The sequence below is a fragment of the Dankookia rubra genome (genome assembly GCF_004355005.1).
In the GTDB taxonomy this organism is placed as follows: Bacteria; Pseudomonadota; Alphaproteobacteria; order Acetobacterales; family Acetobacteraceae; genus Paracraurococcus; species Paracraurococcus ruber_A.
The window spans coordinates 1-2,609 of record NZ_SMSJ01000224.1 but is presented as its reverse complement, the minus strand read 5'-3'; the positions used below and the strand labels follow the sequence as shown (position 1 = coordinate 2,609).

Annotated in this window: 2 protein-coding genes; one reads left to right on the top strand and one right to left on the bottom strand. The window is 65.5% G+C overall.

Translation table 11 applies throughout. The features are described 5' to 3' along the window. The first annotated feature begins 205 nt into the window (after nucleotides 1-205). Nucleotides 206-1,867, top strand: coding sequence for an IS1182 family transposase (locus E2C06_RS36080; RefSeq protein ID WP_133293337.1), 1,662 nt, complete (start codon nucleotides 206-208; stop codon nucleotides 1,865-1,867). A gap of 42 nt (nucleotides 1,868-1,909) precedes the next feature. Here E2C06_RS36080 and E2C06_RS36075 read toward each other — a convergent pair whose 3' ends face one another. Further along, nucleotides 1,910-2,491, bottom strand: coding sequence for a transposase (locus E2C06_RS36075; protein WP_277751922.1), 582 nt, complete (start codon nucleotides 2,489-2,491; stop codon nucleotides 1,910-1,912). Between the last annotated feature and the right edge of the window lie 118 nt (nucleotides 2,492-2,609).

Here is a 2,609-nt window from a genome sequence, read left to right as displayed (position 1 = left end):
CAGAACCGCCGCGCGGCGTTCCGTCGAGTGGGCCAACTCATCCCTCCGTCCCGCCCCTCTGAAAATGAGAGATCATCTCAAGGCGCCGGACAACTTCCCTGCCACAGGGGGGCTCTCCCGCACTTTCGATACTGCTGGCGAAATGCGACCAGCATGGATCGGTGGGCGTTGCCGGGGCTGTTCCCCCGGGCCACCGAGGTTGACCATGTGCCTGCGCCCTGGACCGCCACCGCCGGTACCCGGTGACACCGCTCACGTTGCGCGGCTGGCGTTTCCCCGCGGCAATATGCTGTTGAGCCTGCGTGACGAGCTCGGCTCGGTGTTCGACGACCACCGCTTCGCGCGGCTGTTCCCGGGCAAGGGCCAGCCGGCCAAAGCCCCGTGGCGGCTGGCGCTGGTGACCTTGCTGCAGTTTGCGGAAGAGCTGTCGGATCGGCAGGCGGCAGACGCGGTGCGAAGCCGGATCGACTGGAAATACCTGCTTGGCCTGCCGCTGGCCGATGCCGGCTTCGACAGCACAGTGCTGAGCGAATTCCGCTCGCGCCTGGTGGCAGGGGCCTCCGAGGCATTGCTGCTGGACGCCGTGCTGGAGGTGGCGGTCGCACATCGCCTGCTGAAAGCAGGCGGGCGGCAGCGCACCGATTCCACGCATGTCCTGGCGGCGACGCGGGCGATCAACCGGGTTGAATGCGTCCACGAGACGCTGCGCCATGCCTCGGAGGTACTGGCCTTGGCGGCGCCCACATGGCTGCCGACGCATACCTTGCCGCACTGGACTGAGGCTTATGGCCGACGTGCGTTTGACGAACGCCTGCCGCGCTCGGCGGCCAAGCGGGTAACATGGGCAGAGCAGATCGGCGTCGATGGACATCATTTGCTTGTTGCTCTCGACGCCACGACGGCACCAAGTTGGCTTCGCCAGTTGCCAGCGGCCGTCATGTTGCGTCGCGTCTGGCTCCAGCAGTTCCATGCCGGCGAGGCCAACGTTCGGTGGCGTGGTGAGCGCGAAGGAATCCCGCCCGCGGCACGGTTCATCAGTTCGCCCTACGATGCGGATGCCCATTATGCCTGCAAAGCCAGCATGACATGGATCGGCTACAAGGTGCACCTCAGCGAAACCTGTGACGATGACATGCCGCGCCTCATCACCGAGGTGCAGACCACCAGCGGTCCGATTGCCGACGGCGACGTCACGACGCCGATCCACCAGGCGCTGCGGGACAAGGATCTGCTTCCCGCCCAGCACTTCGTCGACACCGGCTACATCAATGCTGGCCTGCTGGTGGAGACGAAGCGCGATTTCGGCATCGACCTGGTCGGACCTGCCCGTGCCGACTTCCGCTGGCAGTCGCAGGCGGGCAAGGGCTTCGCCATGGACGCCTTCTCGATCGACTGGGATGCCCAGCGAGTCACTTGCCCGATGGGCCGGCACAGCTCGGGTTGGAGCCCTGCGCTGGACAATCGCGGTACTCCGGTGATCAAGGTGAAGTTCTCGACGAAGGACTGCCGGGCCTGTGAGCACCGGTCCGATTGCGCCGGACCAACCGCAACGCGGCGCCTGATGACGTTCAGGACGCGCGATGCCTATATCGCGTTGCAAGCAGCACGCCACCGACAGCAGACGCCCGAATTCCTCCGCCTCTACGCGCTGAGAGCTGGCGTCGAGGGCACCATCTCCCTGGCCGCCCGTAGCTTCGGGATCCGAAGGCCCCGCTACTTCGGACAAGCCAAGACGCATCTGCAGCACGTCGCCACCGCGGCCTCCATAAACCTGATGTGTCTCGTTCGCTGGATCACCGGCGACGCTCTTGCGCCCACCAGACAGTCGCATTTCTCACGCCTGATCCGAGCCCAAGCAATTCACTGACTTCGCCAGCAGTATCGGAAGTGCGGGAGAACCAAATCGACCTCAGCATTGACAATGGCGCCGACGACGGCCCCAAATGAACGGGTGCTTGTGCTGGTTCCAGTAGGTGGTGGCACGCTCGACGGCTTGCTCGATCTCGGCCCAGGCGTTGAAGCGCCGTCCTTTGAGGGCCAGCGAGCGCAGCACCTTCCACCACGGCTCGATGAGGTTCAGGTAGGCCGCATACTTTGGCTGGAACACGAACTCCCAGCATGGGTAGGCCAGGGCGAACAGCAGCACGTCCATGCCGCCGTGGATTTTGAGGTTGTCGACCACGGCGTAGACCCGCTCGGCATCGGGTGCGATCCAGCTCTCGACGCGCTCGAGGAAGTCGACCCAGTTTGCCGTGGTTCGGCGCTCGTAGGTCGTGGTGAGGGCGGCGCCTGTGGCCGGCTGCAAGGCGCCGAACACGTAGCCCGCGACATCGCGCCGGCCGTAGTCGATCTCCTGCCTGGCCCGCTCCGCTCGCGGTCCGGCCGGCTTGACCAGGCGCTGCCCGGGATAGCTCTTGCTGGCCTGTGGTCCCATCTCGTCGAGGCAGACGACTACGCTGCGCTCGGGTGGCGCAGTGTAGAGCTGCTCGATGGCCCCCTTTTTCTAGGCTGGCAAAGCTGGCTGGCAGGCTTTCTGTTCCAGCTCGGCGAGGTAGGCCTTGGGGTCGCGCCGAAACCGGGTGCGTAGGATTCGCGCCTGATGCCGTGGC

Coding starts and splice junctions, on each gene's coding strand:
- E2C06_RS36080 (WP_133293337.1), top strand. CDS start 206: ATGTGCCTGCGCCCTGGACCGCCACCGCCGGTACCCGGTGACACCGCT.